The 25,601-nt window shown below is 72.9% G+C and carries 25 protein-coding genes and 1 pseudogene; 8 read left to right on the top strand and 18 right to left on the bottom strand.

Annotation, left to right across the window (positions count from 1 at the left end; all coding sequences use genetic code 11):
- Positions 1–35 precede the first annotated feature (35 nt).
- Positions 36–596 carry a TetR/AcrR family transcriptional regulator gene (locus HA039_RS32555; protein WP_167035486.1) on the bottom strand — a complete coding sequence of 187 codons (561 nt, stop codon included), beginning with the start codon at positions 594–596 and terminating at the stop codon, positions 36–38.
- A 133-nt stretch (positions 597–729) separates the two neighbouring features.
- Here HA039_RS32555 and HA039_RS32550 point away from each other — a divergent pair, with 133 nt between their 5' ends.
- On the top strand, positions 730–1,188 hold the full coding sequence (locus tag HA039_RS32550) for a nuclear transport factor 2 family protein (RefSeq protein ID WP_167035484.1): 459 nt from the start codon (positions 730–732) through the stop codon (positions 1,186–1,188).
- A 97-nt stretch (positions 1,189–1,285) separates the two neighbouring features.
- A complete protein-coding gene (locus HA039_RS32545) occupies positions 1,286–1,849 on the top strand; it encodes a universal stress protein (RefSeq protein WP_243869919.1) in 564 nt (187 codons plus the stop codon).
- A gap of 38 nt (positions 1,850–1,887) precedes the next feature.
- On the opposite strand, the gene HA039_RS32540 is transcribed toward HA039_RS32545, so the two are convergent.
- Both HA039_RS32540 and HA039_RS32535 read right to left on the bottom strand, forming a co-directional pair.
- A complete protein-coding gene (locus HA039_RS32540) occupies positions 1,888–4,443 on the bottom strand; it encodes a sensor histidine kinase (RefSeq protein WP_167035482.1) in 2,556 nt (851 codons plus the stop codon).
- 124 nt (positions 4,444–4,567) lie between these two features.
- The gene (locus tag HA039_RS32535) at positions 4,568–5,053 is read right to left on the bottom strand and encodes a hypothetical protein (protein ID WP_167035480.1); all 486 of its coding nucleotides are present in this window, start codon (positions 5,051–5,053) and stop codon (positions 4,568–4,570) included.
- 254 nt (positions 5,054–5,307) lie between these two features.
- Between HA039_RS32535 and HA039_RS32530 the strand changes: the two genes are divergently transcribed.
- The gene (locus tag HA039_RS32530) at positions 5,308–5,808 is read left to right on the top strand and encodes a GNAT family N-acetyltransferase (RefSeq protein WP_167037983.1); all 501 of its coding nucleotides are present in this window, start codon (positions 5,308–5,310) and stop codon (positions 5,806–5,808) included.
- A 66-nt stretch (positions 5,809–5,874) separates the two neighbouring features.
- On the opposite strand, the gene ppk2 is transcribed toward HA039_RS32530, so the two are convergent.
- The 8 genes from ppk2 to HA039_RS32490 all read right to left on the bottom strand — a co-directional run bounded on the left by ppk2 (position 5,875) and on the right by HA039_RS32490 (position 11,256).
- The gene (ppk2, locus tag HA039_RS32525) at positions 5,875–6,846 is read right to left on the bottom strand and encodes a polyphosphate kinase 2 (protein WP_167035478.1); all 972 of its coding nucleotides are present in this window, start codon (positions 6,844–6,846) and stop codon (positions 5,875–5,877) included.
- Between the two features lie 10 nt (positions 6,847–6,856).
- Positions 6,857–7,075 (bottom strand): hypothetical protein, encoded by a 219-nt coding sequence (locus HA039_RS32520; protein ID WP_167035476.1) that lies wholly within the window; start codon positions 7,073–7,075, stop codon positions 6,857–6,859.
- Positions 7,076–7,438: 363 nt separating this feature from the next.
- Positions 7,439–9,202 carry a complex I subunit 5 family protein gene (locus tag HA039_RS32515; protein ID WP_167035474.1) on the bottom strand — a complete coding sequence of 588 codons (1,764 nt, stop codon included), beginning with the start codon at positions 9,200–9,202 and terminating at the stop codon, positions 7,439–7,441.
- Entirely contained in the window at positions 9,199–9,546 is a 348-nt protein-coding gene (locus HA039_RS32510) for a sodium:proton antiporter (protein WP_167035472.1), read from the bottom strand. Before HA039_RS32510 ends, HA039_RS32515 begins: the two co-directional genes overlap by 4 nt.
- A gap of 10 nt (positions 9,547–9,556) precedes the next feature.
- Positions 9,557–10,288 carry an MnhB domain-containing protein gene (locus tag HA039_RS32505; RefSeq protein WP_167035470.1) on the bottom strand — a complete coding sequence of 244 codons (732 nt, stop codon included), beginning with the start codon at positions 10,286–10,288 and terminating at the stop codon, positions 9,557–9,559.
- Positions 10,285–10,581 (bottom strand): Na(+)/H(+) antiporter subunit B, encoded by a 297-nt coding sequence (locus HA039_RS32500; protein WP_167035468.1) that lies wholly within the window; start codon positions 10,579–10,581, stop codon positions 10,285–10,287. The genes HA039_RS32505 and HA039_RS32500 overlap by 4 nt, the downstream gene beginning before the upstream one ends.
- The gene (locus tag HA039_RS32495; protein ID WP_243869916.1) at positions 10,574–11,050 is read right to left on the bottom strand and encodes an MrpF/PhaF family protein; all 477 of its coding nucleotides are present in this window, start codon (positions 11,048–11,050) and stop codon (positions 10,574–10,576) included. Before HA039_RS32495 ends, HA039_RS32500 begins: the two co-directional genes overlap by 8 nt.
- On the bottom strand, positions 11,047–11,256 hold the full coding sequence (locus tag HA039_RS32490) for a hypothetical protein (RefSeq protein ID WP_167021960.1): 210 nt from the start codon (positions 11,254–11,256) through the stop codon (positions 11,047–11,049). The genes HA039_RS32495 and HA039_RS32490 overlap by 4 nt, the downstream gene beginning before the upstream one ends.
- 140 nt (positions 11,257–11,396) lie before the next feature.
- Between HA039_RS32490 and HA039_RS32485 the strand changes: the two genes are divergently transcribed.
- On the top strand, positions 11,397–11,786 hold the full coding sequence (locus tag HA039_RS32485) for a DUF6479 family protein (protein WP_167035464.1): 390 nt from the start codon (positions 11,397–11,399) through the stop codon (positions 11,784–11,786).
- Between the two features lie 18 nt (positions 11,787–11,804).
- Here HA039_RS32485 and nrfD read toward each other — a convergent pair whose 3' ends face one another.
- Genes nrfD through fdh form a run of 3 tightly spaced genes read right to left on the bottom strand, consistent with a single transcriptional unit; the run spans position 11,805 to position 17,040 of the window.
- Positions 11,805–12,800 carry an NrfD/PsrC family molybdoenzyme membrane anchor subunit gene (nrfD, locus tag HA039_RS32480; RefSeq protein WP_243869914.1) on the bottom strand — a complete coding sequence of 332 codons (996 nt, stop codon included), beginning with the start codon at positions 12,798–12,800 and terminating at the stop codon, positions 11,805–11,807.
- The gene (locus HA039_RS32475) at positions 12,797–13,783 is read right to left on the bottom strand and encodes a 4Fe-4S dicluster domain-containing protein (protein ID WP_243869912.1); all 987 of its coding nucleotides are present in this window, start codon (positions 13,781–13,783) and stop codon (positions 12,797–12,799) included. Before HA039_RS32475 ends, nrfD begins: the two co-directional genes overlap by 4 nt.
- On the bottom strand, positions 13,780–17,040 hold the full coding sequence (gene fdh, locus HA039_RS32470) for a formate dehydrogenase (protein ID WP_167035462.1): 3,261 nt from the start codon (positions 17,038–17,040) through the stop codon (positions 13,780–13,782). Before fdh ends, HA039_RS32475 begins: the two co-directional genes overlap by 4 nt.
- A 158-nt stretch (positions 17,041–17,198) precedes the next feature.
- On the opposite strand from fdh, the gene HA039_RS32465 reads away from it, so the two are divergent.
- Both HA039_RS32465 and HA039_RS32460 read left to right on the top strand, forming a co-directional pair.
- Positions 17,199–18,440, top strand: coding sequence for an FUSC family protein (locus HA039_RS32465; protein WP_243869910.1), 1,242 nt, complete (start codon positions 17,199–17,201; stop codon positions 18,438–18,440).
- A gap of 360 nt (positions 18,441–18,800) precedes the next feature.
- Entirely contained in the window at positions 18,801–19,466 is a 666-nt protein-coding gene (locus HA039_RS32460; protein ID WP_167035460.1) for an LAETG motif-containing sortase-dependent surface protein, read from the top strand.
- Between the two features lie 346 nt (positions 19,467–19,812).
- Here the strand turns inward: HA039_RS32460 and HA039_RS32455 are convergent, their stop codons facing one another.
- On the bottom strand, positions 19,813–20,343 hold the full coding sequence (locus HA039_RS32455; protein ID WP_167035458.1) for a DUF6328 family protein: 531 nt from the start codon (positions 20,341–20,343) through the stop codon (positions 19,813–19,815).
- 139 nt (positions 20,344–20,482) lie between these two features.
- On the opposite strand from HA039_RS32455, the pseudogene HA039_RS32450 reads away from it, so the two are divergent.
- Positions 20,483–21,560 (top strand): annotated as a pseudogene (locus HA039_RS32450) (PHP domain-containing protein).
- 52 nt (positions 21,561–21,612) lie between these two features.
- Here the strand turns inward: HA039_RS32450 and HA039_RS32445 are convergent.
- The 3 genes from HA039_RS32445 to HA039_RS32435 form a co-directional block, all read right to left on the bottom strand.
- A complete protein-coding gene (locus tag HA039_RS32445) occupies positions 21,613–22,332 on the bottom strand; it encodes an HAD family hydrolase (protein WP_167035456.1) in 720 nt (239 codons plus the stop codon).
- A 51-nt stretch (positions 22,333–22,383) separates the two neighbouring features.
- Positions 22,384–22,923 carry a dihydrofolate reductase family protein gene (locus HA039_RS32440; RefSeq protein ID WP_167035454.1) on the bottom strand — a complete coding sequence of 180 codons (540 nt, stop codon included), beginning with the start codon at positions 22,921–22,923 and terminating at the stop codon, positions 22,384–22,386.
- 212 nt (positions 22,924–23,135) lie between these two features.
- A complete protein-coding gene (locus HA039_RS32435; protein WP_167035452.1) occupies positions 23,136–24,200 on the bottom strand; it encodes an NAD(+)/NADH kinase in 1,065 nt (354 codons plus the stop codon).
- Between the two features lie 314 nt (positions 24,201–24,514).
- Here HA039_RS32435 and HA039_RS32430 point away from each other — a divergent pair, with 314 nt between their 5' ends.
- Positions 24,515–25,474 carry a DUF2382 domain-containing protein gene (locus HA039_RS32430; protein WP_243869908.1) on the top strand — a complete coding sequence of 320 codons (960 nt, stop codon included), beginning with the start codon at positions 24,515–24,517 and terminating at the stop codon, positions 25,472–25,474.
- Positions 25,475–25,601 lie beyond the last annotated feature (127 nt).

Here is a 25,601-nt window from a genome sequence, read left to right as displayed (position 1 = left end):
CTGTCGGTGGTGGAGGCGGGGCGGCTCCACCGTACTCAGCGGTCCGCCGCCGCCATCAGCAGAGCCGCCGCCTCCCGCGCGCGGAGGGCGGGTTCGGGGGTCCCGAAGATGCCGGCGGTCACCATGGCGCCCTCGGCGAGGAGCAGGAGATGGCCGGCCGAGGCGGCGGGCAGTCCCGCGTCGGCCGCCAGTTCCTCCAGGTAGCGCAGGAAGGCCGTCTTGTGGGTACGGACCTGGGCGGCCACGCGGGCGGAGGTGGCGCCCAGCTCCCCGTACGAGTTGATCCAGGCGCAGCCGCGGAAGCCGGGCTCGCCGAACCACGTGTGGAGGTGGTCGAAGACCGCCAGGACCCGCCTCCGGGGGTCGCTCTCCCGGTCCACCCGGTCGGCGAGCCGCCGCCGCCAGGTGACGTCCCGCCGCTCCAGGTAGGCCTCCACCAACTGCTCCTTGGCGGGGAAGAGTTGGTAGAGCCGCTTGAGCGACACCCCGGACGCGCCCCGGATGTCGTCCATGCCGACGCTCTGGATGCCCCGGCCGTAGAACAGCTCCTCCGCGGCGTCCAGCGCCTGCGACCTGGCCTCGGCCCCGTCCTTCACCTGATCACTCCTTGACCCGAGAACCAACGTTCTCTACCGTAGCAAAAGGAGGGAGAACGTTGGTTCTCCCCGGTGTCGGCCGCCCGCCTCCGGCCGCCGTCACACTCCGGCCCTCCCACCGAAGGACGCCCCCATGACCACTCGTCCGCCGCTTCCCCCCTTCACCCCCGACACCGCCCGGCAGAAGGTCCAGGCGGCCGAGGACGCGTGGAACACCCGCGATCCGGAGCGGGTCTCGCTGGCCTACACCGAGGACTCGCAATGGCGTAACCGCGACACGTTCGTCACCGGGCGGGCCGCCATCGTGGAGCTGCTGACGGCGAAGTGGGCGCGGGAGCTGGACTACGCGCTGCGCAAGGAGCTGTGGGCGTTCGACGGTAATCACATCGCGGTGCGTTTCCAGTACGAGAGCCATGACGCGGCCGGCCAGTGGTGGCGCAGTTACGGCAACGAGCTGTGGGAGTTCGACGAGAACGGCCTCATGGCGCGCCGGGAGGCCAGCATCAACGACGTGGCCATCGACGAGAGCGAACGCCGGATCTTCGGCCCCCGCCCCGAGTCCGACCGGGGAGTGCCGTTCCCGCTGCGCTAGCGCGGTACGGGCCCGCCGCCTCGCGGACCCCCACCGAGCGGCGGTTCAATGGAGGTGTACCCCGGCGCACGCGGCGCCGGCGAGGAGGGTGAGTCCCATGCACCCATCGGGTATGCCCCCGTCGGGCGACCGGCGTGTGGTGGTGGGGGTGACCGGGTCGCTGGGCAGTCTCGCGGCCCTGCACCGGGCGGCGGCCGAGGCCCGCAGGACGGGCGGGCAGCTGTGGGCGGTGCTCGCCTGGGACCCGCCGCCGGCCGAGTTCACGCAGCACGGCTACCTGCCGTCCGTACCGCTGCTGGAGGCGTGCCGCCGCGCCGCGGGCCTGGAACTGGCCTCGGCCCTGCGGACCGCCTTCGGGAACGCGGGTCCCGGCGTGCCGATGGACGGGCTGGTCAGCCGGGGCGCCCCCGGCCGGGCGCTGGTCGAGATCGCGTCGCGCGAGGACGACCTGCTGGTGGTCGGTACGGGGCACCGGGGCCGGCTCCACCGGGCGCTGTTCCCCTCGGTGGCGCGGTACTGCGTCGCCCACGCCGCCTGCCCGGTGCTGACGGTGCCGCCCCCGTCGATGCTGCGCGAGCTGGAGGCGGCGAGCAGGCGCAACGCCCTGCGGCTGCCGCTGGACGCACGGGAGCTGGACGGCGGCCGGATCTCCGAGATGTGACCTGACCGGCGAGAGGTGACCTGCCAGGGGGAAGCCCGTCAGGACACCGCGGTCGCCGGGAGATCGGGAAGGGCCGGCCGGTGGTCCGCGGCGGGGCGCAGGGTGAGGACCATGGTCATGCCGCCGCCGGGGGTGTCCTCGGCGGCGAGGGTGCCGCCCATGGCCTCGGCGAAGCCGCGGGCGACCGCGAGCCCGAGGCCGACCCCGGCGCCGCGCGGGGCGTCCCCGTACCGCTGGAAGGGTTCGAAGATCCGGTCCTTCCCGTCGTCGGGGACCCCGGGCCCCCGGTCCACCACCCGCAGCTCGACCCGTCCGGCGATGGTCCCGGCCGTGATCAGCACCCGTACGCCGTCGGGGCTGTACTTGACGGCGTTCTCGACGATGTTGGCGACCGCGCGCTCCAGGAGGCCCGGGTCGACGGCGACCATCGGCAGATCCTCCGGCACGTCCAGGACCACACTCCCGTCCGGTACGCCGCCCAGCGCCACCGGCACGACCTCGTCGAGGTCGATCTCCCGTATCAGCGGGGTGACCGTCCCGGTCTGGAGACGGGACATGTCCAGCAGGTTCCCGACCAGGTGATCGAGCCGGTCGGCGCCGTCCTCGATGCCCTCCAGCAGCTCCGCCCGATCCTCCTCGGACCACTCGACGTCGTCGGACCGCAGCGAGGTGACCGCCGCCTTGATGCCCGCCAGCGGGGTCCGCAGGTCATGGCTGACCGCCGCGAGCAGAGCCGTACGGATCCGGTTGCCCTCCGCGAGCGCCCGCGCGTGCTCCGCCTCCCCCACCAGCCGCTGCCGGTCCAGCACCACCGCCGACTGCGCCGCGAAAGCCGCCAGCACCCGCCGGTCCTCCGCCGGCAACACCCGCCCCGACAACGCCAACGCCATGTGATCCCCCACCGGCATGTCCACGTCGGCGTCCTCCGGGCGGTCGACGCGGCGGGTGGTGCCCACCCTGCCCGCGCAGGTCCACGGGGCGACCTCGCTCTCCCGCTCCAGCAGGGCCACGGACTCCATGGCGAAGGTCTCACGCACCCGCTCCAGCAGCGCGTCCAGCGTCGTCTCGCCCCGCAGCACACTGCCCGCCAGGAAGGAAAGGATCTCCGACTCCGCCCGCAACCGCGCCGCCTGATGCGTACGACGCGCCGCCAGGTCCACCACCGACGCCACCGACACCGCGACCGCCACGAAGATCACGATGGCGACGATGTTCTTCGGGTTGGCGACGGTGAGCTGGTGCAGGGGCGGGGTGAAGTAGTAGTTGAGCAGCAGCGATCCGAAGGCGGCCGAGGCCAGGGCCGGGAGCAGCCCGCCCAGCAGGGCCGCCGCCACGGTCAGGGCGAGGAACAGCAGCATGTCGTTGGCGAGGCCCACCTCCGGCGCCACCTGGTTGAGCAGCAGGGTGAGCAGGACCGGGCCGGCCACGCCCGCCAGCCATCCCCAGATGATCCGGGAACGCCCCAGGCGCGCCCCGCGGGCGGCCGGCAGCCCGCGGCCCTTCGCCACCTCGCCGTGGGTGACGATGTGCACGTCCAGGTCGGGACCGGACTCACGGGCCACGGTCGTGCCGACGCCCGGGCCGAAGACGTACTGCCAGGTCTTGCGGCGGCTGGAACCCAGCACGATCTGCGTGGCGTTGACCCCGCGCGCGAAGTCGAGCAGCGCGTGCGGCACGTCGTCCCCGACGACGTGGTGGAAGGTGCCGCCGAGATCCTCGGCCAGGGTCCGCTGGACCGCCAGTTCCTTGGGGGACGCGGAGGTCAGGCCGTCGCTGCGGGCGATGTACACGGCGAGGACCTCGCCGCCCGCCCCCTTCTCGGCGAGGCGGGCCGCCCGGCGGATGAGCGTACGGCCCTCGGGCCCGCCCGTGATCCCCACGACGATGCGTTCGCGGGCCTGCCAGGTGGAGCGGATGTTGTGCTCGCCCCGGTACACCTGGAGGTACTCGTCCACCCGGTCGGCGACCCAGAGCAGCGCCAGCTCGCGCAGCGCCGTCAGGTTCCCGGGGCGGAAGTAGTTCGAGAGCGCCGCGTCGAGTTTGTCTGGCTGGTAGATGTTGCCGTGCGCCATGCGCCGCCGCAGCGCCTGCGGCGACATGTCGACCAGCTCGATCTGGTCCGCGCGCCGCACCACCTCGTCCGGCACGGTCTCCCGCTGCCGGACGCCCGTGATCGACTCGACCACGTCCCCCAGCGACTCCAGGTGCTGGATGTTGACGGTCGACACCACGTCGATGCCCGCGTCGAGCAGCTGCTCGATGTCCTGCCAGCGCTTGCCGTTGCGGGAGCCGGGCACGTTGGAGTGCGCCATCTCGTCGACCAACGCGACCGCCGGGTCGCGCTCCAGGACCGCGTCCACGTCCATCTCGGTGAAGACCGTGCCCCGGTACTCCAGCTCCCGCCTGCGGATCTCCTCCAGGCCGTGCAGCATGACCTCCGTGCGCGGCCGGCCGTGGTGCTCGACCAGGGCCACCACGCAGTCCGTGCCGCGCTCGACCCGGCGGTGGGCCTCGGAGAGCATCGCGTACGTCTTGCCGACCCCCGGCGCCGCCCCCAGATAGATCCTCAGCCTGCCGCGTCTGCCACGTCCCATGGATCCACAGCCAACCCCGCTTCCGCCGGGTGCGGCCCGGCGTTGACGGGTCCCATACGGCCGTCGCGGCACCTTTGACAGGTCCCTTACGTCAGGTCCCTCATGCCAGGTCGGGACGGGGCGCTCACGCCGCGTCGAGCGCCGCCCCCGCCTGGTCGGCGAGCGTCACGGCGACCAGCCGTACCTGCCGGGACGGTACGGTCCCCGGCGTGGGCCGGACCAGGAAGCGCCCGCGGTAGTGGCCGTTGGCGCCCGCGCGCAGTTCGATCTCGCCCTCCGGCCAGCCGCGCCGCTCCACGTCCCACGGCCTCCGGTCCACGAGCACCTCGCCGTCCTGGGTGAGCCGCGCGGGGTGGCCGAGGAGGCTGCCGTACTCGAAGCGCCAGTCCCGCAGCGCCAGGGTCTCGGCGAGCCTGCGGCCGACCTGTTCGACGACGGCGTCGGGGGCGCCGGCGGCCTGGGACAGCGCGGCGGTGTCGTGGAGGCCCCGCAGGTACCCCGCCTCGGCGCGCGCGACGGCGCGCAACCTCCTGACGTAGAGCGCCAGTCCGGACCCGGCCAGTCCGGCGGCCAGCCCCAGTGCGACGCGGTCACGCAGCGGGAGAGTCATGATCCACCTCTTCGGTTCCCGGCCGGTACGGCGGCCGTACCTCCAGCATCCGCCTCCGCCGCCCGCCCGGGTCGTACGGCCGGAGCCCTGACAGGATCCTGGCGGTCTCCCGCCGTCCGTTGACGGCCTGTTGACGCCTCGCCGACGCCTTGGTGGCGCCTCGCCGATGCCTTGCCGATGTTCCGCCGCCGTCCGTTCCGACGCCCGGGGGCGCCGGTGACACACCACTCCGTGCCGTGATACTCCTCCCTGTCATGGAGGATCTGGTGACGGAGCGGCTCGTACTGCATCCGTTGAGTGTCATGGAGGCCGAGCGGGTGGCGGCGGGGGAACCGGACGGCGAGGACCGGTGGGCGCCCGGCTATCCCGCCGACGGGGACATGGTCGGCGCCCGGCGTTTCCTGACGACCTGCGCGATCACCGGGGACCCGCAGCCGTTCGGCGCGTACGAGATCCGCCGCCGCGAGGACGGCCGGGCGGTGGGCGGCCTCGGCTTCCACGGGGCCCCCGACGAGGACCGCGCGGTCACGATCGGCTACGGCCTGATCCCCTCGGCGCAGGGCCGGGGGTACGCCTCCGAGGCGCTGCGGGAACTGCTGCGTTTCGCGCGGTCCCGGGGCATCACGCGGGTGGACGGCGACGCGGACCACGACAACGTGGCGTCCCACCGCGTGATGGGGGCGGCCGGGATGCGGCTGGTGTCGGAGGACGCGGAGCTGCGGTACTTCCGGATCACCTGGCCCGAGGTCTCCTGACGGGATCTCGGCGACGGGCGCGGCCCGGCGCCCGGGACGTCGTGTCCCCGGGCCCGGGCCGGCGGGTCATTCCTCCGGGTGGTCGCCCGGTCCCTCGATGCGGTGGGCGAGCGGGGTGGGCGAGAGGTCCGTGCTCTCCTCCCCCGGCTCCAGCAGGGTGTCCGCCGGGCCCACGATCAGCGGGTCCGGCTCCCCGATCACCTTGTCGTCCTTGTTCGCGTAGTCGAAGCGCCAGAGCAGGCTGCGCATCGCCTCCAGCCGGCCGCGCTTCTTGTCGTTGTTCTTGACGACCGTCCAGGGCGCCGCCGCCGTGTCGGTCGCCCGGAACATGTCGATCTTGGCGGCGGTGTACTCGTCCCACAGGTCCAGCGAGGCCAGGTCGGTCGGCGACAGCTTCCACTGCCGTACGGGATCGATCTGGCGGATCGCGAACCGGGTGCGCTGTTCCGTACGGGAGACCGAGAACCAGAACTTCACCAGCAGGACGCCGTCCTCGGTGAGCATCCGCTCGAACAGCGGGGCCTGCTGGAGGAACTGCCGGTACTCGGCGGGGGTGCAGAAGCCCATGACGCGCTCCACGCCCGCCCGGTTGTACCAGGAGCGGTCGAAGAAGACGATCTCCCCGGCGGACGGGAGGTGCGCGACGTACCGCTGGAAGTACCACTGGCCGGCCTCGCGTTCGGTCGGCTTCTCCAGGGCGACGACCCGGGCCCCGCGGGGGTTGAGCCGCTCGGTGAAGCGCTGGATCGTGCCGCCCTTGCCGGCCGCGTCCCGCCCCTCGCACACCACGACCACCCGCTGGCCGGTCTCCTTGACCCAGCGCTGGAGCTTGAGCATCTCGATCTGGAGGAGCCGCTTGGACCTGTCGTACTCCCCCCGCCGCACCTTGCGGTCGTACGGGTAGTTCTCGCGCCATGTCCGGACGGCCCGCCCCTGGCCGTCCAGCAGCACCGGCTGCTCGGGGCGCCGGTCGTCCACGGTGAGGCCGTCGAGCAGAGGCCGGTCGTCCTGCGGACGACCCGATTCCGTACCGGTCATGGGGCGGCTCCTACGAACGGCGCGGGGCGGAGGTGCGGCGGCGTACCGGAACGGGGGGTCTGACGAAGAAGCTCTCGCTCTCGTTGTCCATCTCGTCGTCGGAGAGCGGCGGCAGTTCGACGGTGTAGCGGGGTTCGAGAAAGATGTCGTGGTGCTGCGGGCGCGCGTTCAGCGCGCCCTCGGCGGCCGGTTCCTGCGACGGATCCTGGCGCGACGGTGAAGAAGGCATGCACAACCGTTCGGGTAGTCGAGCGGACGCGCGGCCTGAATGCCGGTCGACCCGCTGGCAAGCTGTCTCCCTCATCATTCCCCGTCAGGCACGGCCACACGTCGCCTGTGCTCGGCGTGGCCGGTCAATGATCACTCACTGATCGCCCACCGGTCGGTGGGCGTCCCCGTACGGAGCTGGGTGAGGGTGCGCGAGAGCAGCCGTGAGTGGCATGCGTCTGCGAGAGCACCAGTGTCTCACCGATCTCCGACTGGGTCATCTCCCGTTCGCCCCGCATTTCGGCGCGTCCCCGGTCCCGGCGGCGATCCGGGCCCCGGACCAGGGACCGGACCAGGGACCGGCCGGGGGCCGGCCGGGGGCCGGTCAGCTCGCGAGGTAGCCGGGAAAGGTGAGCGCGTCGAGCAGGGCCATGCCCACGAGCAGCCAGGCGACGTAGTCCCCGATGTGCCCGGAGTGGAGGCGGCGCAGCGGCGCGGTCCGGTCGCGGGCGGTGGCGCCCGGGGGGTGGAGGGCCGCGTAGGTGCCGACGGCGGCCGCGAGCAGGGCCGAGAGGAGGCCCAGCAGGACGCCGGTGGTCGTCCACTCCGGCACGACCGACGCCGTACCGGGCAGGGCCTCGTCCACGGCGTGCCCGACGTGGGTGGCGACGGCCGGGACGACGCCCACGGCCAGAGCGCAGGCGAGCAGGACGGCCGGGACCGCCACCATGGTGTCGGGGACGCGTCCCCGGGTCCCGCTGGTCTCCGGATTCTCGCGCTCCCCGCCGGTCTCGTAGGTGTCGTCGCCGGAAGGCCGGGGTCCCCAGCCGCCGAAGACACCGGCCGCCACGCGCAGGACGGCGCCCCCGGTGAGCGCCGACACGCCGACGAAGAGGACGGTCAGCGGGGTGCCGGCGGCCTCCTCGGTGAGCGCCTTGCCCAGGGCCGTGCCGAACGGGGGCAGGCCGGCGAGGGCCAGGCCGCCCGCCGTGAACAGGCCGGCCACCAGTGGCAGGCGGCGGGCCCTGCCGTGCAGTTCGTGTGCGTCGACGCTGCCGTACCGGTCGAGCAGGATGCCTGCGCAGGCGAACAGGGCGGCCTTCACCCCGGCGTGGGCGAGGACGTAGAGGGCGATGCCGGTCGTGGAGTCGGGGGCGAGGAGGCCGAGGCCGACCAGGAACAGGCCGGTGTGCGCGACGGTGGAGTAGGCCAGCAGCCGTTTGATGTGGCGCTGTTGCCAGCACATGACGGCGCCGACCAGGGCGGACGCGGTGCCCAGGGTGACCAGGGCGCGTTCGGCGTCGGAGGGCGCCACGCCGCCGGGCCCGGCGAAGACGGTCCAGTACACGCGCCCCGCGCCGTACACCCCCAGCTCGACCATGACGCCGGACAGCAGCATGCAGACCGGGGTGGGCGCGACGGCGTGGGCGTCGGGGAGCCAGAAGTGGAAGGGTACGGCGGCGGCCTTGACGAGCAGTCCGGTCAGGACGAACGCGAAGGCGACGAGGACCAGCGCGTCGGGCCCGCCCCGGGCGTCGAGCGCCCGGCCGATCTCCCGCATGCCCAGCTCGCCGGTGCGCGCGTACAGGAGCACGAGGCCGGTGAGGGTGACGTACGCGCCGAGCGAGTTGACGACGCCGAAGGTGAGGGCGCCCTGCACGGCCTTGGCCTCCTCGACTCGGTAGCCCGTCAGGGCGTAGGCGACGACGCTCATCAGCTCGAAGAAGACGAAGGCGTTGAACAGGTCGCCGGTGAGGACGAAGCCGCACATGCCCGCCTGGAAGAGCAGCACCAGCGCCGGGAAGGTGCCGGTCTGTTGCTGGGGCGGCTCGTCGAAGTACCGCCAGGAGTAGGCCAGTACGGCGACGACGAGCAGGGAGATCACGCTCGCCAGCCCGAGGGCCACCTGGTCCCCGACGAGCACGATCCCGACGCTGTGTCCGTCCCTCGGCGTCCACCCGCCGACCCATTCGACCAGCGGGCGGGAGGAGGACGACACGAGGAGGTACACGGCGAGGCCCGCGGTGGCGGCGGCGACGGCGCATCCCACGGCCTCGGCCACGATCCGGCGCAGCCGGCGGCCGGTGGCGACGAGGAGGGCCGCTCCCAGCAGCGGCGCGGCCACGATCAGTGGGAGGAGCTGGTTCACCCGCGCAGCTCGGACAGTTCGTCGGGGTCGACCGTGCCGTGCCGCTTGGACACCTGGATGACCAGGGCGAGCAGCAGCGCGGTGAGGGTGGCGCCGACGACGACGTCCGTGAGCGCGAGGGCCTGGACGACGGGGTCGACGACCGGGCGGGAGCCGGGTGTCAGGTCGGAGAACACGGGGGCGGTGCCGCCGTCGCGGAAGCCGACGGCGAGCAGCAGGACGTAGGTGGACGACTGGCACACGGCGAGGCAGCCCACGGCGTGCAGGAGATTGCGGCTGGTGGCGAGCCCGTAGCAGCCGACGAGGAAGATCCACGCGGCGACCAGGTAGGGGAACACGGACATCGGTCGCTCCTCACCGCGCCTTTTCGATCTCGACGGCCTGGTCCAGGAAGCGGGCGAGCAGGACGACGACCGCGCAGGCGACCTCGATGCCGATGGCCGCGTTCAGGAGCGGGACGGTCCCGCCGGAGGACAGGGTGTTGAAGGTGCCCAGCGGTACGAAGTCGGCGAGGAACGCCGTTCCCCAGAGGAGTCCGGCGATGCCCAGCAGGGCGTAGGACGCCTCGCCGACGGCGTCGCCGAGGGTGAACAGCCAGAGGGGCCTGACCCGTTCGAGGGCGCGGTAGTCGACGGCGATGTAGAGCAGGTGCAGCGCGGTCGCGACGACCACGCCGCCCTGGAAGCCGCCGCCGGGGCTGAGCTGGCCGTGGGCGACGACGTACAGGCCGACGAGGAGGGTGACGGGCAGCGCGTGGACCGCGTAGCGGCGGACGAAGGCGGCCACCGGGGCGGGGGCGGGTTCGACCTGCCGTTCGTCGCGGGTCTGGCGCAGCAGGACGACCGTGCCGAGGACGGCGGCGAAGAGGATGCTCTCCTCCCCCAGCGTGTCGAAGCCGCGCTGGTCGAAGTTGACGGAGGAGATGACGTTCGCGGTGCGGTGGGCCAGCGCGGCGCTCACGGCGCGGTCGCCGTAGGGGTGGGAGTCGCCGCCGAAGCCGGGGAGTTCCAGGTACGCGACGACGAGGAGCACGGCGACGCCGGCGGTGCCGAGGGCCAGCACCCACATCCGCAGCCGGCGGCTCACGCCCGCTCCTCGCGGGCCGGTGTCCCGGACGGCGCCGGCTCCCCGGGGGGCGGGAGGCCGCGGCGCCGCACCTTGCGTACGGACAGGAGCAGCAGGAGCGGGGTGAGCGCCGAGCCGACGGCGAGTTGGGACAGCGCCACGTCGGGGGCCTGGAGGACGGTGAACAGCAGGGCGAGGGTGAGTCCGAGCTGGGACAGGACGAGGGCCTGGCGCGCGGGATCGCGGACGACGACGGCCGCGGTGGCGGAGACGGCGACGAGCAGGAGAGCGACGACGACCAGTACGTCATCCATGGCCGGCGGCCCCTTCGGCGCTCTGCGGCACGGCCGGGGGGCTGTGCCGCAGGGCCCGGGAGGAGATCAGGTTGCCCGCCACCAGGAGCGCCCCGATCACGAGGAGTTTCACGGTGGCCCGGCCGGGGTCGGTGACCACGCACAGGGGGACGACGACGGCGGTGGCCGCGACGACGGCGAGGAGGTCGCCGGAGCGGCCGCGCGGCGGGTCGGCGATCAGTTCCTCCGCGAAGAGCCGTGCGTAGATCAGCGTGCCGGCCGGGCCGAGCACGGCGAGGACCAGCGCGGAGTCGAGGTAGGCGGACCGCCCGTACCCCTGGGCGAGCAGGAGCAGCACGAGGCAGGCGGTGAGGGTGCCGGTGTTCTGGGCGACGACCCGGCGCCGGACCGGTCCGGTGGCCACGCCGAGGATCGCGGGGCCCGTTCCGCCGAGGAGCAGGACGATCGCGGCGAGGAGCCAGCCGTTCACCGGTCGGCCACCGCCCGGCGCGCGCCGAGGGCCGCCACGGCGCCGACCAGCGCGGCGGAGCCGCCGACCGCCCATTCCAGGGGTTCGACGGCGCCGATGAGCATCAGCCAGAGCACGAGCAGGGCGCCCCACCAGAGGGCCAACTCCGCGACGAGCACGATCCCGCGCGCCATGGAGCTCACCTCCGCACGCTGCTGCTCCGGCATCCGGCCATGAAAGCACCGGAGGCGGTCAGGGCCCGGAAGGCGCTGGGCCGGTGCCCGGAATTCGTTCCTCCGGGTGAAGATTGCGGGGCCTCCGGCCGAGCGCCCGTCTGACGTCACCGGCATGGGGTACGCGGATGACCATGAACCCACCGCACACGTACCATGCGAGCCCCGTCCACGCCGCCGACCTCGTCGACCTGGCGGCCAGCGGGGTGGGGACCAAGGTCATCGCGTTCGTGGTGGGCCTGGTCGTCGTGATCATCCTTCTGGGCGGCTTCTGGTACGGGGCGCGGCTGCGCTCCCGGATGGGGCCGCCGCCGAAGCCGTCGGAACAGCCGGTGAAGCCGGACCACCAGGCCCACATCGAGGAGAACACCGACCCCTCCGACCGGTTCCCCGGCCACGGCGAGCGGCTGTACCCGCATCAGCTCGGCGGGCACGGCGAGGAGGCCTACCGGCCGCCGTCCGACGACGAGCCGGAGCCGGACGACGCGGGCCGGCGCGGCGGCGAGGAGCCGCCGCGCCGCTGAGCCTCCCTCACGGACCGTTCACTCCGTGGCGGCGGCCTGTGCCTTCTCGGCCTGTTCGCGTGCCTTCGCCTCGCGCTGGGGACCCACCGTGTACGCGGGGTCCTCGGCCGAGGCGACCCCGGCGGCGAAGATGCCGAAGCGGGTGCAGGCGGAGCCGGCCAGCAGCAGCGCGCCGCTGAGCGCGGCGGGCGCCCGGCCCCGGCCGCCGTACACCGCCGCGCCCGCCGCACCGACGACGGTGAGGATCCGGGCCGTACGGAGCAACGCGCCGCCGCGCCCCTCCCGGTAGGTCTCGGCGACCGGGCCGAGCCGGCGTTCGGCGGCCGTCATGGCGGAGACCTCGCCGACCGCGGCGAGCACGGCGGCCACCCGGGCCGGGGCGCTCTCGCGCGGCGGGGCGACCACAAGGGCCATCCCGGCGGCGGCCGCGGTCGCCGACGCGGTGAAGACGTAGGGCAGTTCGCGGTGGGCGCCGTGCCAGGCGGGGACCGCCGTGTCGGCGGCCAGCACCGCCGTGTAGGACGCGATCGCGGGGCCGAACAGGGCGGCGGTGCCGGTGGCGAGCGCGTCGATCCTGGGCAGTCTGCCCGTGACGGCGCACAGGGCGGCGGCGCCGGCGGCGGGACCGTACGCGGAGAGCAGCCAGGAGCCGACGCTCATCGGTGACGTCGGCTTGAAGACGCGCAGCATGTTCACGAACCGCTCGGGCCTGCCTAGGTCGTGGACGAGCGCGGCGGCGGAGAGGCCGACCGCGCCGAGCGAGGAGACCTTCATGGCCCGGGCGAGGACGGGGCGCCCCGTCAGCTGCGCGCCGGCGGCGAGCACCGAGCCCGCGCCCGCGAGGCCGCCGAGGAAGAAGTAGCCGGCGATGTCGCGGGCCGACCAGGACGGCGGCTTGATGATGGGCCGGCCGTAGTACGAGTCGAACTCGGCGCGCGGCACCATGAGTTCCTCGCCGCGCCGCTTGCGCCGCCGTCCGCGGCCGGTGGCGCGCGTGTCGTGGGAGCCGGTCATCGCCGTCCCTTCCTTCCGGTGAGCGTCGCGGTGAGGGGGCCGAGGGCGGGGACCGCGTACGAGAGCGCGAGGCCGCCCGCCAGGGCGAGCGCGGCGGTGGCCGCGTGTCCCCACATCCGGGGCAGGTCCCGGGTGGTGACGACCGGGTGCGGCGGCAGGCCGTACACCTCCGGTTCGTCGAGGAGGAGGAAGAACGCGCCGTCGCCGCCGACGCCGTCGTCCGGCTCGTGCCCGTACAGCCGCGCCTCGGTGACGCCGGCCTCGTGGAGTTGGCCGACGCGCAGGGCGGCGCGTTCGCGCAGTTCGTCCAGCGGGCCGAACTGGATGGACTCCGTTGGGCACGCCTTGGCGCAGGCGGGTTCCTGTCCGGCGCCGAGGCGGTCGTAGCACAGGGTGCACTTGAAGACCCGGCCGTCGGACGGCCGTTGCTCGATCACGCCGTACGGGCAGGCGGGCACGCAGTAGCCGCAGCCGTTGCAGATGTCCTCCTGGACGACCACGGTGCCGAACTCGGTGCGGAAGAGGGCGCCGGTGGGGCACACGTCCAGGCACGCGGCGTGGGTGCAGTGCTTGCAGACGTCGGACGACATGAGCCAGCGCATGTCGCCGCTGCCGGGGTCGGCGACGGGTGAGGCAGGGGTGGCGGAGGCGGGCGCGGTGCCCGCCAGGGGGAGTTCGGTCCTCCCCTCGGGCTCCGGTACGGCCCGCCGGTCGGACGCGGGCTGTTCGACGAACGCCACGTGCCGCCAGCTGGAGGCGCCGAGGCTCCGGGTGTTGTCGTACGACATGCCGGACAGGGACAGGCCGTCCTCGGGGATGGCGTTCCACTCCTTGCACGCCACCTCGCAGGCCTTGCAGCCGATGCAGACGGAGGTGTCGGTGAAGAAGCCGACGCGCGGCGGCGCGTCGTCGTGGCCCGCGTCGCGCGCGGGGTCCGGTTCCGGGCCGCCGAGCAGGTTCTTGCCGAACAGGTCCTCGATCACGTGCCGACCTCCGTGCCGGTCTCTCCGGTGATGCCGGCGCGCCGGCGGTACTCCGCGACCAGGGCGGGCAGGGCGGGACCGCGCGGGCGGCGGCCCGCGACGATGTCCGCCGTCAGCGCCTTGTCCTCCTGGATGTGGGCGTTGGGGTCGAGCGCCATGGCGACCAGCTCGTTGGCCGCGTCGCCGGTGGACAGCCCGTTGGGGCCCCAGTGGAAGGGCAGGCCGATCTGGTGGACCGTACGGCCGTGCACCGTCAGCGGGACGAGCCGTGACGTCACCATCACCCGTGCCTCGACGGCGCCCCGGGCGGTCACGATCGTCGCCCATCCGCCGTGCTCCAGGCCGCGTTCGGCGGCGAGCTGCGGGGAGAGCTCGCAGAAGAACTCCGGTTGCAGCTCGGAGAGGTACGGCGACCAGCGGCTCATCCCGCCGGCGGTGAAGTGCTCGGTGAGCCGGTGGGTGGTGACGACGTACGGGTAGACGCCCGCGCCCGGTTCGTCCCCGCTGGGGTGGAAGCGGTTGCCCTCGCGCTCGACCAACTCCCGTACGGGCGAGCGGGACCGGTGCGGGTACAGGGCGCTGGTGAAGGGCGAGTCCTGCGGTTCGTAGTGGGTGGGCAGCGGGCCGTCCTCCAGCCCGGCGGGGGCGAAGAGCCACCCCTTGCCGTCCGGCTGCATGATGAACGGGTCGTCGCCGCGCAGCGCGTCGGGCCCCGTCGCGCCGTCCTGCGGTACGTGGTCGGGCGCCCGGTCCGGGATGAAGTCGGGGACGTCGCGGCCGGTCCACCTGCGGCTGTCCTCGTCCCACCACACGTACGCCTTGCGCGCGCTCCACGGGGTGCCGTCGGGCGCGGCGGAGGCGCGGTTGTAGAGGATGCGGCGGTTGGCGGGCCACGCCCAGGCCCATTCGGCGGCCACCCAGTCCTGTTCCCGGCCGGGCTTGCGGCTCGCGGCGTGGTTGACGCCGCCCGCGTAGACCCCGCAGTAGATCCAGCAGCCGCAGCGGGTGGACCCGTCGTCCTTGAGTTCGGTGGAGGCGCCGAGCGGGGAGCCGTCGGCGGCGTGTCCGTTGATCTCGGCGAGCACGGCCTCGGCGGACGGCTCGTCCGTGGGGCCCTCCACCGGGTAGTCCCAGGTGAGGTCCTGTACGGGCCGGTCCATGGGGTCGGTCGAGGCGGCCAGCCGCTCCTTGATCCGGCGGCCGAGGTGGTACATGAACCACAGGTCGCTGCGGGCGTCGCCCTCGGGTTCGACGGCCGCGTGGTGCCACTGGAGCCAGCGGTTGGTGTTGGTGAAGGACCCGGACTTCTCGGTGTGGGCGGCGGCCGGGAAGAAGAAGACCTCCGTGCCGATGTCCTCGGTGCGCAGTTCGCCGGTCTCGATCTCCGGGCCGTCCTGCCACCAGGTCGCGGACTCGATGAGGGAGAAGTCGCGGACGACGAGCCACTCCAGGTTGGCCATGCCGAGCCGCTGGAGGCGGGTGTTGGCGGAGCCGACGGCGGGGTTCTCGCCCATCAGGAAGTAGCCCTTGCAGACGCCTTCGAGCTGGGCGACGACGGTCTCGTACGTCGAGTGGTTGCCGGTCAGGCGTGGCAGGTGGTCGAAGCAGAAGTCGTTCTCGGCGGTGGCGGCGTCGCCGTAGTAGGCCTTGAGGAGGCTGACGGCGTAGGCCCGCATGTTGCCCCAGAAGCCCTTGTCCGTGCGGCCCGCCGCGACGAAGGCGTCGAGGTTGTCGTGGGCGTGCGCGTGGGGCATCGGGAGGTAGCCGGGGAGCAGGTTGAAGAGGGTGGGGATGTCGCTGGAGCCCTGGATGGAGGCGTGTCCGCGCAGGGCCTGGATGCCGCCGCCGGGGCGCCCGATGTTGCCGAGGAGCAGTTGGAGGACGCTCGCGGCGCGGATGTACTGGGAGCCGACGGTGTGCTGGGTCCAGCCGACCGCGTAACAGAAGGCACTGGTGCGCTCCCGGCCCGAGTTGGCGGTCAGGGCGTCGCACACCTGGCGGAAGGTCTCCCTTGGGATGCCGCAGACCTCCTCGACCATCTCGGGGGTGTAGCGGGCGTAGTGCCGTCGGAGGATCTGGTAGACGCAGCGCGGGTGCTGGAGGGTCTCGTCGCGCGGGGGCCAGGCGGCCGTGGTCGCGCCGCCGGAGCCGTGGCTCTCGGAGCGGCCGGCCGCCGCGAGGCGGGCCCGCACGTCGGGGTCCTCGTGCCGGGCGTCCCCGTGGCCCGCGTCCCCCCGGTCGGGTGCGCCCTCGTACTGCCAGCTCGCCGGGTCGTAGTGGTGGCGCTCCTCGTCCAGCCCGGAGAAGACGCCGTCGAGGTCCTCGGTGTCCCGGAAGTCCTCGCCGACGACGGTGGCCGCGTTGGTGTAGGCGAGGACGTACTCCCTGAAGTCCTTCTCCTCGGTGAGCACGTGGTTGATGATCGCGCCGAGGAAGGCGATGTCACTGCCCGCGCGGATCGGTACGTGCAGATCGGCCAGGGCACTCGTACGGGTGAAGCGGGGGTCCACATGGATGATCCGGGCGCCGCGCGCCTTCGCCTCCATCACCCACTGGAACCCGACCGGGTGCGCCTCGGCGTAGTTGGAGCCCTGGATGACGATGCAGTCCGCGTGCTGGAGGTCCTGCATGAAAGTGGTGGCGCCGCCGCGTCCGAACGAGGTACCGAGCCCGGCCACGGTGGAGCTGTGGCAGACGCGGGCCTGGTTCTCGACCTGGACCACCCCGAGTCCGGTCAGCAGCTTCTTGATGAGGTAGTTCTCCTCGTTGTCGAGGGTGGCCCCGCCCAGGCTGGCGATGCCCATCGTGCGGGCGGTGCGCAGGCCCTCGTGCTCCCACTCCCAGGTGCGGCGCCGGGTCTCGACGACGCGGTCGGCGACCATGTCCATGGCCGTCTCCAGGTCGAGCGGCTGCCAGTCCCTGCCGTGCGGCGGCCGGTACAGCACCTGGTGCCGGCGGGCGGACCCGGTGGTGAGCTGGAGGGTCGCCGAGCCCTTGGGGCAGAGCCGTCCCCGGCTGACGGGGGAATCGGGGTCCCCCTCGATCTGGACGACCCGCTCGTCCTTGACGTACACCTGCTGGCCGCAGCCGACGGCGCAGTAGGGGCAGACGGACTGCACGACACGGTCGGCGGAGGCCGTGCGGGGTGTCAGCTCTCCGGTACGGGACGACATCGCGGCGCGGCCCCGCCCCAGGGGGTCCGATCCGGTGAGCTGGCGGTAGGCCGGCCAGTCACGGATCAATCTGCGGAAACCCATCGCTTCCTCCAGCGCGTGTGCGGTCCCTGGCTCCGGGAGAGGACCTGTCCCAGCGTCACCCGGCGCGTCCCGCCCTGCGACCCGGGAGCGGCGGGACTCGTAGGACCATCGGGGCACAGTTTCGGTCTGGGGCGCTCCTGGGAGGGAAGGGACTGTGCGTGCCTGATGTCCGAAACACCGTGAGGGCGCCGGTCGCCGAACTGGTGAAGCGGCGGCGCGAGCCGGCCGTGGTCCAGACCCTGCGCTCGACCGTCGCCGCCACGATCTCCTACGTCGTCGCCCTGCGCCTGAGCAGCGAGGCGGCGCCGCTGACCGCGCCGCTGACCGCCCTGCTCGTCGTGCAGGTCACCTTGTTCTCCACCCTCACGACCGGTGTCCGCAGAGTGAACGCCGTGGTGGCCGGGGTGCTGGTCGCCATCGGGTTCAGCGCCCTGGTCGGGCTGACGTGGTGGAGTCTCGGCCTGATCATCCTGGCCTCGCTGGGGGTCGGCCGGGTCGTCAGGGCGGGCGAGTTCGTGCCGGAGGTCGCGATCAGCGCGATGCTGGTCCTCGGGGTGACCCAGGTGGCGTCCACCGCCTGGGACCGGGTGCTGGAGACGCTGATCGGCGCCGTGGTGGGGCTGCTGTTCAACGTGCTGTTCGTCCCGCCGGTGTGGGTCGCCAACGCGGGCGAGTCCATCGAGGGCCTGGCCCGCAGGCTGCGCCAGCTGATGCTGGCCGTCGGGGAGGGCCTGACGGCGCCGACCCCGGTGGCGCGGGCCGCGGCGCGGCTGCACGAGGCGCGGCGCCTCGACCACGACATCAGCGAGGTGGACGCGGCGCTGCGCCAGGCGGAGGACAGTTTGCGGCTCAACCCGCGGGTCAAGGAGGGGCTGCTCAACCGGGTCGTGCTCCGTACGGGGCTCGACACGCTGGAGATCTGCACGGTGGTCCTGCGGGTGCTGGCCAGGACGATGACCGATCTGGCCAAGAACCGTACGGAGGAGCCCCTGTTCGCTCCCGACGTGGGGTCGGAGCTCCAGGAACTGCTCGGCCATGTCGCGGACGCCGTGGTCAGTTTCGCCGTGCTGGTCACCACGCAGGTGAGCAGGAGCGCCGAGATGGCGGAGAACCGGCTGGCGGAGGATCTCGCGGCGGCGGCCCTGAGCCGGGAGCAGGTGGCGCAGCTCCTGCTGACGGGCGTTCAGCGGCATCCGCGGCAATGGCAGCTCCACGGTGCCCTCCTGACCGAGATTGATCGCATCCTGGACGAACTGGACATACAGAACCGGTCGCAGCGGCTGATGGAGGAGCTGGACCGGGCCTCGCGGGAGCAGCGGGAGCGCCATCCGCGACTCGCCGCGGCCCGCCAGTGGGTCAGGGACAACACGCCGCGACGGCGGCGCACAAATCGTCCCTAATCACGCCAACGCGAAACCGGCGCACCTTTGTTGACGAAATCTTTACTTAAACTCCCAAGGATCAGCGTTATTTGAGGGAAGGAAAGCGGTCCGCCCGACCCGTGGATCCCGGTGCTCATGGGCTCCATCAGGGGTAACGGCGCGAATATGCCAGCCGCGCGCGCCGGGACGCCGGTTTGTCCGCCTGTCCGGGCCGCGGTCGGGTCCGGCGTCTTTATGGGGCCCCTACACCGTTCTACCTCCCGCACGAGGCGCGCGGAGGCGGAGAGTTGGGTGGGGCGGTTGAGAACCTCCGGGTTGATGGCGGTACTGTGCGCGCGCGCCGTCAATATGGACGGCGCGGTTATCGCGGAGGATTCTGTGACTGTATTCAACAGATCGTTGAGGCGCCCCGGCGCACTCATAGCGGTCGCGGCAGCGGGTGTGCTGGGAGTCGGTCTCTCGGCCGGCACGGCGTCCGCGCACACGCCGAACTGGACCGTCAGCTGCTCGTCGGTCACCGTGGACCTGAAGGCCTACGGCCACGGCGACAACCCCGTCAACTCGGTGTCCCTCACCGCGGACGGCGCGTCGCTCATCAACGAGAAGTTCGGCGACAAGTTCAACAAGACCCTGGAGATCGCCAAGCACTCCAAGCCTGTTGAGCTGCACCTCGTGGTGACCGCCGCCGACGGTGGTCAGTACAACGTCGACCAGAAGAAGACCTCCGAGGTCTGCCCCGGCGACGAGGAGCCCACCCCCTCGCCGTCGACTTCGGCCCCGAGCACGCCGCCGGCGACGGAGACGCCCTCGGCGACTCCGAGCACCACGGCGCCCGGCACGTCGACCCCGACCCCGACCGAGGAGCCCACCAGCTCTTCGCCGGCGACGGTTCCCTCGTCGCAGCCGAGCCCGGCCGGTGACAACCTCGCCGAGACCGGTTCCTCCAGCTCCACGCCCATCATCGCGGGCGCGGCCGCTGTTGTCCTGGTCGCCGGTGCCGGCATCATGTGGGCCGCGCGCAAGCGTCGTACCGCTCAGGGCTGATCCATCGCTCCACCGCACCACCATGCGGCCATCCCCGGATCAGCCATGACCCGGCCCGCTCCGCCCCTGTCGCCGTGCCGGACACGGTCCAGAACTTCCACCGCCACCATCTGGCGGCCTGGACGGTGACCATCCCGGCCATGAGGCATGGAGCCCACGAAAGCGCCCTCTTCGGGCGTGTCGTCCGGGCCCCGTACGGCAGAGGCCGCGCGTGTCGTCCCGCCGACCGGCGGTGACGGCAGGGTCCGGTCAGGGCCGCAACGTGAGACCCCGCAGCGTCCTCCGCTCGCGGGGTCTCATCGTGTCCGGACCCGGACGCGCCCCGGGGCGCGTCCGGGACGTGGCGTCAGGCCTCCCGCTCGGACCCGTGCCGGTGGCTCGCCCAGAACGGCAGCACGAACCAGCACAGCAGGTACCAGGCGACGATACCCGCGACGATCCACGGGACGACGTGGTTGTGCGTCGCGACCCGCAGGATCAGCAGCAGCGCCGACACCAGCGTGGCGAGCAGCAGGCACAGCCCGGTGACGGTCAGTCTGGACGCCCATGTCACCGCGCGGGGCTTCATGCGGCGGCCGGAGACGACCCGGTGGAAGGCGACCGGTCCTATCAGCGCGCCGGTGGCCGCCGCGCCCAGCACGACGGTGATCAGGTAGATGTTCTTGTCCGCTCCGGAGAGCGTGCCGAAGCGCGGGGTGAAGACCACGGTCAGCAGGAAGCCGAACATGATCTGCACACCGGTCTGCGCGACGCGCACCTCCTGGATCAGTTCGGACCACTGACGGTCCGCCCGCTCGTTCGCCGACTCCTCGCGCCCGTCCTCGTACACGTCCACGTCGGCCTCCGTCGCCGCCTTCTCTTCCGCTGTCGAAGTCATGCCGCCCTCCCCTGTCCCGTACGTCCTGTGGTGCGTGTTCGGCTACCCCCTGCCCGCGCGGGCAGACCCGTGCGAGATGCACGTCGTGGGGCCGGCGCGGAGAATGGGCGGCAGGCGGACCGACCCAGTGGGGGCGCGCATGGATCCGGTGGAGGCTCTCGACAGGATCGCCTTCCTGCTGGAGCGGTCGCGGGCGGAGACGTACCGCGTCAAGGCGTTCCGTACGGCGTCCGCCGCCGTGGCGGCCATGGCACCCGAAGAGATCGCCCGGCGGGCCGGGGCCGGCACGCTGACCCGGGTGCCGGGCATCGGGCCGAAGACAGCCCAGGTCGTCGGGGCGGCGGTGGACGGGGCCGTACCGGACTACCTGCGCGATCTGGAGGAGCGGGCGGCGGGGCCGCTGACGGAGCACGGCCACGAGTTGCGGGCCGCGCTGCGCGGCGACTGCCACCTGCACTCCGACTGGTCGGACGGCGGCAGCCCGATCGAGCTGATGGGGCGGACGGCGGCGGCGCTCGGGCACGAGTGGGCCCGTCCTCACGGACCACTCGCCCCGGCTGACCGTCGCGCGGGGGCTGTCACCGGAACGGCTGCGGGAGCAGCTCGACGTGATCGCCGAACTCAATGCGGGATGGGCGCCGTTCCGGCTGCTCACCGGCATCGAGTGCGACATCCTGCCCGACGGCTCGCTGGACCAGGAGCCGGAACTGCTCGAACGGCTGGATCTGGTGGTGGCGTCCGTCCACTCGAAGCTGCGGATGGAGTCGGCGCCGATGACCCGGCGCATGGTCGCGGCGGTCCGCAACCCGCTGACGGACGTCCTCGGGCACTGCACCGGGCGGCTGTTGACGGGCCGCGAGCGGCGCGGGGGCCGTGGGGGCGGGGACGGCGGTACGGGCGGGAGCCGGCCGGAGTCGGCGTTCGACGCGGCGGCCGTGTTCGCCGCGTGCGCCGAGTCGGGCACGGCGGTGGAGATCAACAGCAGGCCGGAGCGGCTCGATCCGCCCCGGCGGCTGCTGCGCGAGGCGGTCGCGGCCGGGGTCTTCTTCGCCGTCGACACGGACGCCCACGCGCCGGGGCAGCTCGACTGGCAACTCCTGGGCTGTGCGCGGGCGGAGGAGTGCGGTGTGCCGGCCGGCCGGGTCGTCAACACCTGGACGGCCGAGGAGTTGCTGGAGTGGACCCGCACCCGCGAGGCGCCCCCGCAGGGCGGCTGAGCCGGGCCGTGCGACATCACCCGTCAAGGGGTGGCGTCTCGCTGACGGACCGTCAGTTCTTCTCCAGGTCCGCGAAGACACCCGTGTCGAGGTTGGCCAGTACGTCCAGCGGGTTGACGAAGACCGCCTCCGCCCCGCCCGCCTGGAGCGCGGCGCGGGGCACCCCGCCCGTCAGTACGGCGAGCGGTCGCACGCCCGCCTTGGACGCCGCCTCCATGTCCCACACGGTGTCCCCCAGGAACACCGCGCGGTCCGCCGGCACCCCGGCCAGGTCCAGCGCCCTGCGCACCGGGTCGGGACCGGGTTTGCCGACGGCCACGTCGTCCGCGCCCGCCACCCCCGCGATGACGTCGTCGGCGCCGATCGCGCGCCGCAGGGCGGCCAGCTCCGAGCCGCCCGCGGAGGTGGCGAGCACGAGGGTCCACCCCCGGTCGGCCAGTGACCTGAGCAGATCCCGCGCCCCGTCGAACACGGGGAGCCGGTCGTGGAACGTGGCGTACAGCGCCGCGTGCGCCGCCTTGATCCCCGCGTCCTGGTCCACGTCCCGCTCGTCACCGAGCAGGTGCGCGACCAGATCACCGGAACCGAGGCCGATCGCGCGGTGGATCGCGGCCATCCGCACCGTCTGCCCGGCCTGGCGGAACGCCTCCCACCAGGCGGTCACATGGAGGTAATTGGTGTCGACGAGGGTCCCGTCGACATCGAACAGTGCCGCACGCGTCGCCATAGGTGTCCCGCTCCCGTCCAGTTCGGCCCCGCGGTTTCGAGCCATGTCCCGATCATGCCTCCGATACCGCGGAACATCGGGGAGGCGGGCCGCTCCTCAGGCGGGTGCGTACACGAGGTGCAGGACACCCGTGGCGAACGTACGGGACGAGACGAGCCGGAGCGGGAGCGGTCCGGTACCGGGCTCGAAGAGCCGCTTGCCGTGACCGACGATCAGCGGGTCGACCAGCAGCTCGATCTCGTCCACCAGGCCCTCGCCGAGGAGCCATCGGACGAGCGTGGCGCTGCCCATGACCGTGATGTCACCGCCGTCCTGCTCCTTGAGCGCGGCGATCTCCTTGGCCACGTTCCCGGCGATGATCGTGGAGTTGTTCCACGCGGCCTTCTCCAGCGTGGTCGAGACGACGTACTTCGCGACGCCGTTCATGTGGGCGGCGCCCGGCTCGTCCGGCATGGCGGGCCACGCCTCGGCGAAGCCCTCGTAGGTCGTACGGCCGAGGAGCAGCGCGTCCGACGACGCCATCCGCGCGTCGACCGCGGCGGCCATGTCGTCGTCGAAGTACGGGCCGTGCCACTCGTGGGGCGACTCCATGACGCCGTCCGCGGTCAGGAACTCGGAGACGATCAGCTTTCTCATGACAACTCCTCGATGGGGAGGGGGAACCGCCGCCGGGGGCACGGCCTAGAGGGCGGGGTGGAGCGCGACCACGATCCGGTGGTCGGGGCCGCCCTCGCCATCTTCGTCGTGATACGTGGCGATCAGGGCGCTGACACCCCGCGTCAGCCCCTCGACGAACGCGGCCCGGTCGGCGGGCAGCCCGGCTCCTTCCGCCCGGAGAAGGGCGGGCGTCAGCTCTTTCCCGGCGCCGGCGGCAGCCGCAGGTGTGCCAGGTCGTCGGGTACGGGACTGTCGGGGCGGAACAGCGGCGGGGCCTGGCCGTCCACCGCGGCGGCGGGCGCGTCGGTGAGCCGGAAGCGGTCGCGCAGGCGCCCGTAGAAGTCGGTGGGGCCGAGCCGGACCAGACGCAGGCGGTACTCGGCGCCGTACACCCCCACCCAGTCCCCCGGCTCCAGCACACCCCGCAGCTGGCCGTCGATGCTGAGCGCCGCCTCCCCGGAGTGCGGCAGGACGCGCAGGGCGACCGGCTCGTCCGGCGCGGCCACCACCGTGCGGCCGAAGGTCATGTGCGGGGCCACCGGGGTGAAGACGACGGCGTCCATGTGCGGGGACAGGACCGGGCCGCCCGCCGCGAAGCTGTACGCGGTCGAGCCGGTGGGCGTGGCCACGATGACGGCGTCCGCCGAGTACGACGCGAGGAGCCGGCCCGCGATGTAGACACCCAGGCTGACCTGGCGGTCCCTGGCGAGCTTCTCCAGCACGACGTCGTTGATCGCCACGACGTCCAGCGCCATGCCCCAGCCTTCGTCCTCGGTGGTGTCGACGCGGACGTCCGGCGGCGGCAGCGTGGGGCGGCGCCCGTACCGCAGCAGCGCCTCCATGGCGGAGGGGATCTCCAGGGCGCGCGAGGCGCGCATGGTGAGCGTCATCCGCTCCTCGTAGGTGGCGCGCCCGTCGTGCACCGCGTCGAGGGCCTGCCTGACCTCGTCGGCCGGGACCTCGGTGAGGAAGCCGACGCGCCCCAGGTCGACCCCGAGGACGGCCGCGTCGCTCTTGGCCGCGATGCGGGCGCCGCGCAGGAACGTACCGTCGCCGCCGAGCGTGACCACCAGGTCGGGGTGACCGGCGGCGGAGGCCTCCTCCAGCACGCCGTGGCGGGGTTCGTCCGACTTCCAGACGTCGATCTCCTTGCAGGGGATGCCGTGGGCGTCGCACCAGGCGTGCACGGTGTCCGCCGCCTCGACGGCCGTCTCCCGGCCCTGGTGGACGACGAGACCGACACGATTCACAGACATGCTCGCGCTCTCCGTACGTTCGGTTCCCGGTTCCGGACTGCTCAGCGGATCGCTCAGCAGTCCAGGATCTCCGAATTGCGCGGATCCGGCGCGCCGGACCACCCATTCACCCGAATGGCGGATACGGCCTTCACATGCGCCTTACGCGGGGAACAGCGGGCGAGCGGCCCCCGGGGGCCGCCCCGGGCCGTTGCGCCGTCCGCCCCCGGTTGCCCCGGATGGCGGACGGGGGCGCGATGGAGAGGTACGCGCGACTGCCCCGGAGGGGCCCGGCCCCACGGACGCGCATTTCCCCGAGCGAGGAGTGATCGCTGATGTCAGCCGACGGCGTGTTCAACAGCCCCAGTGAGCTGAGCGGCCTGACCGTGTACGGCAACGAGGGCGACAAGATCGGCAATGTGGGCCAGGTCTATGTCGACGACGTCACGGGCCGGCCCGAGTGGGTGACGGTGAAGACCGGCATGTTCGGGATGAAGGAGAGCCTGATCCCGCTGTCCGGTGCCCGCCGGATGGGCGAGGACCTTCATGTCCCGCACACCAAGGAAACGGTCAAGGACGCCCCGCGCCTCGACGCGGACGAGCATCTGGATCCCGGGCAGGAACGGGCGCTCTACGAGCACTACGGGCTGTCCGGCGCCGGAATGGGCACGGGGGACGCGGCGGACACGGGCGCCCGGACCGGCACGGGCACGGGGGAAACCAACACCGACGCCGACACCGACATGACCGCCACGACCGGCACGGCGGCCGGCACGGGGACGCTCGCCGGGGCGGCGGCGGCCGACGCCGGCGGGAGCCACCAGTCGTTCGACAAGGACAAGGCGCCCGCCGCCTCCGCCACCTCCGCCGATCTCCACAACCCGGAGCTCATCCGCTCGGAGGAGGAGCTGCACGTCGGCACCGTGGAGCGCGAGGTGGGCACGGCGCGCCTGCGCAAGGTCGTGGTGACCGAGAACGTCACCACCTCCGTACCGATCAGCCACGAGGAGGTGCGGGTCATCCACGAGCCCATCGACCCCACCTCGGAGGGCGCCGCCCGCCCCAACATCGGTGAGGCGGAGACGCGGGTGACGCTGCACGCCGAGCAGCCGGTCATACGGAAGGAGACCGTCGCGGTCGAGCGGGTGCGCCTGGAGACCGAGAAGGTCACGGAGGAGCGCGAGGTGTCCTCCGACGTCCGCAAGGAGCAGATCGAGTACGACTCCGGCCGGGACGACAAGGGGATGGACGGCCGGCGGGACCGCAAGGGCATGGGCGACGACCCGATGCGCTGACCCGGCCGGGACAGACAGCTCTCCCGCCCCTCCCGCCTCCCTCCGCCGGCCGCGGCTCCGTGACCGGCGGAGGGAGGCGGCGCGGCGTCCGTATCGGACCGTGCCGGGAGGCGGGGGAAAGTCATCG

This window comes from Streptomyces liangshanensis (assembly GCF_011694815.1).
GTDB lineage: Bacteria > Actinomycetota > Actinomycetes > Streptomycetales > Streptomycetaceae > Streptomyces > Streptomyces liangshanensis.
Note: the sequence above shows the minus strand (reverse complement) of the source record. Positions and strands in the feature narration are given on the sequence as shown.